Genomic DNA, 6,546 nt, shown 5'->3' with positions numbered 1-6,546 from the left:
AAAGCGAGTCTGAATAGGGCGACTATAGTATGCAGGCGTAGACCCGAAACCGTGTGATCTACCCCTGTCCAGGGTGAAGGTGCGGTAACACGCACTGGAGGCCCGAACCCACGAATGTTGAAAAATTCGGGGATGAGGTGGGGGTAGCGGAGAAATTCCAATCGAACTCGGAGATAGCTGGTTCTCCCCGAAATAGCTTTAGGGCTAGCCTCGGGGGATGTGTCGTGGAGGTAAAGCACTGATTGGGTGCGGGGCCCGCCAAGGGTTACCAAGTCCAGTCAAACTCTGAATGCCACAGACATTACCCCGGGAGTCAGACAGTGAGTGCTAAGATCCATTGTCAAGAGGGAAACAGCCCAGATCATCAGCTAAGGTCCCCAAGTGTGTGTTAAGTGGGAAAGGATGTGGAGTTGCACAGACAACCAGGATGTTGGCTTAGAAGCAGCCACCATTTAAAGAGTGCGTAATAGCTCACTGGTCGAGTGACTCTGCGCCGAAAATGTAACGGGGCTAAACACACCACCGAAGCTATGACTTGCACCTTGTGTGCATGGGTAGGGGAGCGTTCTGTACGGAGTGAAGGTAGATCGTGAGGACTGCTGGACTGTACAGAAGTGAGAATGCCGGTATGAGTAACGAAAAGATCAGTGAGAATCTGATCCGCCGAAAGCCTAAGGGTTCCTGAGGAAGGTTCGTCCGCTCAGGGTAAGTCGGGACCTAAGGCGAGGCCGAAAGGCGTAGTCGAAGGACAACAGGTTGAAATTCCTGTACCACCGTAAGCCGTTACGAGCAATGGAGTGACGCAGCAGGGTAGGGACGCGGACTGATGGATGTCCGTCCAAGCAGTGAGGCTGATGTGTAGGCAAATCCGCACATCGTGAAGGCTGGGCTGTGATGGGGAGCGAAAATTACAGTAGCGAAGGTCTTGATCTCACACTGCCGAGAAAAGCTTCTAGCCAGGCGAAGGTGCCCGTACCGCAAACCGACACAGGTGGGCGAGAAGAGAATTCTAAGGCGCGCGGAAGAACTCTCGTTAAGGAACTCGGCAAAATGACCCCGTAACTTCGGGAGAAGGGGTGCCCCGGTAGTGTGAATAGCACGAGGGGGCCGCAGTGAAAAGGCCCAAGCGACTGTTTAGCAAAAACACAGGTCTATGCGAAGCCGCAAGGCGAAGTATATGGGCTGACGCCTGCCCGGTGCTGGAAGGTTAAGGGGAGCGGTTAGGAGCAATCCGAAGCTGTGAACCGAAGCCCCAGTAAACGGCGGCCGTAACTATAACGGTCCTAAGGTAGCGAAATTCCTTGTCAGGTAAATTCTGACCCGCACGAATGGCGTAACGACTTGGGCGCTGTCTCAACGAGAGATCCGGTGAAATTTTAATACCTGTGAAGATGCAGGTTACCCGCGACAAGACGGAAAGACCCCATGGAGCTTTACTGCAGCTTGATATTGGACTTTGGTACGATCTGTACAGGATAGGTGGGAGCCTTTGAAGCCTGAGCGCCAGCTTGGGTGGAGGCGCCGTTGGGATACCACCCTGATCGTATCGGAGTTCTAACCTACTACCGTTAACCGGTAGAGGGACCGTGTCAGGTGGGCAGTTTGACTGGGGCGGTCGCCTCCTAAAGAGTAACGGAGGCGCCCCAAGGTTCCCTCAGAATGGTTGGAAATCATTCGAAGAGTGCAAAGGCATAAGGGAGCTTGACTGCGAGACATACAGGTCGAGCAGGGACGAAAGTCGGGCTTAGTGATCCGGTGGTACCGCATGGAAGGGCCATCGCTCAACGGATAAAAGCTACCCTGGGGATAACAGGCTTATCTCCCCCAAGAGTCCACATCGACGGGGAGGTTTGGCACCTCGATGTCGGCTCATCGCATCCTGGGGCTGAAGTAGGTCCCAAGGGTTGGGCTGTTCGCCCATTAAAGCGGTACGCGAGCTGGGTTCAGAACGTCGTGAGACAGTTCGGTCCCTATCTGTCGCGGGCGCAGGAAATTTGAGAGGAGCTGTCCTTAGTACGAGAGGACCGGGATGGACGTACCGCTGGTGTACCAGTTGTCTCGCCAGAGGCATAGCTGGGTAGCTATGTACGGAAGGGATAAGCGCTGAAAGCATCTAAGCGTGAAGCCCCCCTCAAGATGAGATTTCCCAATTAGTAAGACCCCTTGAAGACGACGAGGTAGATAGGTTGGAGGTGGAAGCGCAGCAATGTGTGGAGCTGACCAATACTAATCGGTCGAGGGCTTGACCACAAGGCTTTTTCCGAAAGGAAAGGCCGCATCGAAAGCATATAACACATATGCACCACAAGATCTTTGGATGGATCGACTGCACGTTTCGCTGCTAGTTTTCAGGGAGCAACCCTGGTGTGTCTGAATAGACACCTGTTTGGTGACGATGGCGGAAGGGAACCACGCGTACCCATCCCGAACACGACCGTTAAGCCTTCCAGCGCCGATGGTACTTGGACCGAAGGGTCCTGGGAGAGTAGGACGTTGCCAAGCACAAATAAAACCTTTTCGAACTCTCATTCGAAAAGGTTTTTTGTTATAGAAAAGAGACATGCTAGCAGGGAGCGCCAAGATTGTCATGCTCTGCTTCTTGACATGAAAAAACGCCTTATGTATGATTGCAATAATATCTAAAGACAGAAGAGGAGGGCAAACCCTGTGTGGGATGCTAAATTCGCAAAAGAAGGATTGACGTTTGACGATGTACTTCTGGTGCCTCGTAAATCAAATGTGTTCGGTAAAGAGATTGATGTTTCCACCAAGCTTGCCCCGAAAGTGAAATTAAATATTCCTCTCCTCAGTTCAGCGATGGATACGGTGACAGAGGCCGCTCTGGCGATTGCAATCGCCCGTGAAGGCGGAATCGGAATTATTCATAAGAATATGTCCATTGAGCAGCAAGCCGGCGAGGTAGACCGGGTTAAGCGTTCGGAGTCCGGTGTTATTACGAACCCTTTCCACCTTACACCGCAGCATCATGTTTACGATGCGGAAGCACTCATGGCGAAGTTCAGAATCTCCGGCGTGCCGATCGTCGATGAGAATAAGAAACTGGTTGGGATTTTGACCAACCGTGATTTGCGTTTTGTTCATGACTACTCCATTAAAATTGAGGAAGTCATGACAAAAGAAAATCTGGTGACGGCTCCGGTTGGGACAACCCTGGAGCAGGCGGAAGGAATTCTCCAACAGCACAAGATCGAAAAGCTGCCGCTGGTGGATGACTCTTTTGTCCTGAAAGGTCTCATCACGATTAAGGATATCGAAAAAGCTATTCAGTTCCCTAATGCGGGCAAAGATGAATTCGGCCGCCTGCTGTGCGGAGCGGCAGTAGGAGTTTCCAAAGACGTGATGGAACGCGCCGCGGCACTTGTAGAAGCCGGAGCGGACGTGCTGGTTGTCGATTCGGCTCACGGTCATCATATCAATATCCTGGAGACGGTCAGAAAGCTTCGCAACCAATATCCGGAGCTGCCGCTTATCGCCGGTAACGTGGCTACCGGAGACGGAACGCGTGATCTGATCGAAGCAGGCGCTTCTATCGTCAAAGTTGGAATTGGCCCTGGGTCAATTTGTACAACCCGTGTTATCGCCGGTATCGGTGTTCCACAAATCACCGCTATCTACGATTGTGCGTCCGTTGCACGTGAGTACAACGTACCGATCATTGCAGACGGAGGCATCAAGTACTCCGGTGACGTAGTTAAAGCGATCGCCGCGGGCGCAAGCGCCGTTATGCTGGGAAGCCTTTTTGCAGGTACGGAGGAAAGCCCAGGAGAGTCGGAGATCTATCAAGGCAGACGCTTTAAGGTTTACCGTGGTATGGGTTCACTCGGAGCAATGAAAGAAGGCAGCAAGGATCGTTATTTCCAGGAGAACGAAACCAAGCTGGTGCCGGAAGGTATTGAAGGACGTGTAGCCTACAAAGGGCCGCTGGCCGATACCATCTATCAACTCGTTGGTGGTCTTCGTTCCGGTATGGGGTACTGCGGTGCTCCCGACATCGACACTTTGATCAACGATACAGCGTTTGTTCGTATCTCGGGTGCGGGTCTACGCGAAAGCCATCCGCATGATGTGCAAATTACGAAAGAAGCCCCCAACTACTCGATGTAACTAGAATGTTTCGAGCCATATAGGAGACCCCGGTTTCAGGACCGGGGTCTCCTTTTTTTTATGCCCGGGGAATGGTACAATAAGACACATCATGAATTTACAAATAGGAGTGTGTGAGTTGAAAAAATTTGGTTTCTGGAAAAGAAAAGTATCTTTGGCCCTCGTTTTTGCAATGCTACAAGTATCCTTCCTTCACATATTTGCGGTTACCGCGTTGGCGGCTGACGGCGAACCCGAATTGGATGTTAGTTCTGCTATTCTGATGGAAGCGAGCACAGGACAGATTTTATTTGAGAAAAATGCCGATCAAGTCTTGCCTCCGGCAAGTATGTCCAAAATGATGACAGAATACCTTGTTATGGAAGCGATTCACAATGGCAAGCTCAAGTGGGAGGATACCGCCACGGCAAGCAAGTACGCGGCCAGCGTAATCGGATCCGGCCAGCTAATCGCGGAAGGCGAAACCCTGACCATCAAAGATTTGTTTTATGCGATGTCGATTTATTCTTCCAACGATGCTTCTATTGTTCTTGCGGAAAAGCTTGGCGGGTCGGAAGAAGGTTTTGCCAAGTTGATGAACGATAAAGCAAGAGAGCTCGGCATGTCGGATAAAGCCCAATTCATTAATGCGACGGGCCTATCCAGAGCGGATATTAAGGAGAATGCCCCTAAAAGTATTCAAGGGGAGACGGTGATGTCAGCGAAGGATGTAGCCATTCTCGCAAGACATCTGGTTACAGAGCATAAAGAAGTGCTGGAGTATACAAAGGTTCCTTCAAAAAAACTACGCGAATCGGATAAAAGTCCGATGATTAATTATAACTGGATGCTTGAAGGCAACAGCAGCAATGTGAATTTCAAGAAATATGCCTATCAGGGTCTGGATGGCCTTAAAACGGGTCATACCGATGAAGCCAAGTATTGCTTTACTGGTACGGCCGAACGCAACGGCATGCGCTTAATCAGCGTTGTGATGGGTGCGAAGACGGAGCCGGAACGTTTTAACCAGACACGCAAAGTGCTGGACTACGGATTTAACAATTTTGAGTTCAAAACGTTGGCTAAAGCCGGAACTGCTCTCGACGCGCAGAAAACCGTGCCGATTACAAAAGGCGTAGAACTGGAAGCGCCTGCTGTCCTGAAAAACGATGTAGCTTTTGCTGTGAAGAAGGGAACCGCGGATACGAAGCTGGAAACGAAGGTTGATCTGCTGGCAGCGGACAAACTGGTTGCCCCTCTTAAAAAGGGAGACAAGCTGGGTACGGCTACCTTGTCCTTCGGTAAAAACTCCGAAACGGTTGATCTGGTGGCCGAAAACGATATGGAAAAAGCGGGCTGGTTCCGGATGATGATGCGGGCGATCAAAAACTTGTTCGCAGATCTGTTCAACGGGGTTAAAGGCTTATTCTAAGCGGGTTCTCTCAGGAAAAGTTATTGTTTTCACGAACAGGTTCATGTAAAATGTTAGCTTAGAAGTTCATGAACGAAAAATCTAGCTAGGGATATAAATTCCAGGAGGATTTAATATGGAGACGGGTACTTCGCGCGTAAAAAGAGGCATGGCTGAAATGCAAAAAGGCGGCGTCATCATGGACGTCATGAATGCGGAACAAGCTAAGGTTGCAGAAGCTGCGGGTGCTTCCGCGGTTATGGCACTGGAACGGGTACCATCCGATATCCGTGCGGCAGGCGGCGTAGCCCGCATGGCGGACCCGACTGTTCTGGAAGAGGTTATGAAGGTTGTTTCCATTCCGGTAATGGCTAAAGCGCGTATCGGTCATATTGTAGAAGCACGCGTGCTGGAAGCACTGGGTGCGGACTATATTGACGAGAGCGAAGTACTGACACCGGCAGACGAAGTGTTCCATATCGACAAGAAGGACTTCACCGTTCCGTTCGTATGCGGAGCGAAAGATATCGGCGAAGCTTTGCGCCGTATCAACGAAGGAGCTTCCATGCTTCGTACGAAAGGTGAACCGGGAACAGGCAATATTGTGGAAGCGGTTCGTCATATGCGTCTTATTCAATCTCAAATCCGGAAAATCCAGAGCCTGGCGAAGGACGAGCTGTATGCCGAAGCCAAAAACCTGGGTGCCCCATACGATCTGGTTCTATATATTCACGAGAACGGCAAATTGCCGGTCGTTAACTTCGCCGCAGGCGGTGTAGCGACTCCTTCCGATGCGGCTCTTATGATGGAGCTTGGCGCGGACGGTGTATTCGTAGGCTCCGGTATTTTCAAATCGGACAGCCCTGAGAAGTTCGCGCGTGCGATCGTAGAAGCGACTACGCATTACAAAGACTACAAGCTGATTGCGGAGGTTTCCAAAAACCTGGGAGCCCCGATGAGAGGCATCGAAATCTCCAAGCTGCATGCTTCCGAGCGGATGCAGGATCGCGGCTGGTAATCAGCCGAGGCAG

Annotated in this window: 3 protein-coding genes and 2 rRNA genes (1 of these 5 running past the window's edge); all 5 read left to right on the top strand. The window is 51.1% G+C overall.

Going from position 1 to position 6,546, the window contains the following annotated elements; all coding sequences use genetic code 11:
- Positions 1-2,250 (top strand): 23S ribosomal RNA (locus tag AC2TF6_RS28265) (it extends 668 nt beyond the left edge of the window).
- Between the two features lie 135 nt (positions 2,251-2,385).
- Positions 2,386-2,502, top strand: a 5S ribosomal RNA gene (gene rrf / locus AC2TF6_RS28260).
- Positions 2,503-2,667: 165 nt separating this feature from the next.
- Positions 2,668-4,125, top strand: coding sequence for an IMP dehydrogenase (gene guaB, locus AC2TF6_RS28255; RefSeq protein ID WP_491309435.1), 1,458 nt, complete (start codon positions 2,668-2,670; stop codon positions 4,123-4,125).
- Positions 4,126-4,243: 118 nt separating this feature from the next.
- The gene (locus AC2TF6_RS28250) at positions 4,244-5,536 is read left to right on the top strand and encodes a D-alanyl-D-alanine carboxypeptidase family protein (RefSeq protein WP_491309434.1); all 1,293 of its coding nucleotides are present in this window, start codon (positions 4,244-4,246) and stop codon (positions 5,534-5,536) included.
- A gap of 115 nt (positions 5,537-5,651) precedes the next feature.
- Positions 5,652-6,533 carry a pyridoxal 5'-phosphate synthase lyase subunit PdxS gene (pdxS, locus tag AC2TF6_RS28245; protein WP_491309433.1) on the top strand — a complete coding sequence of 294 codons (882 nt, stop codon included), beginning with the start codon at positions 5,652-5,654 and terminating at the stop codon, positions 6,531-6,533.
- The last annotated feature ends 13 nt before the right edge of the window (positions 6,534-6,546 follow it).

This window comes from Paenibacillus sp. JNUCC 35 (genome assembly GCF_058269095.1).
Note: the sequence above shows the minus strand (reverse complement) of the source record. Positions and strands in the feature narration are given on the sequence as shown.

Bases quoted from the DNA above. Each gene is read 5' to 3' on its own strand.
- pdxS (WP_491309433.1), top strand. From the start codon at position 5,652: ATGGAGACGGGTACTTCGCGCGTAAAAAGAGGCATGGCTGAAATGCAA.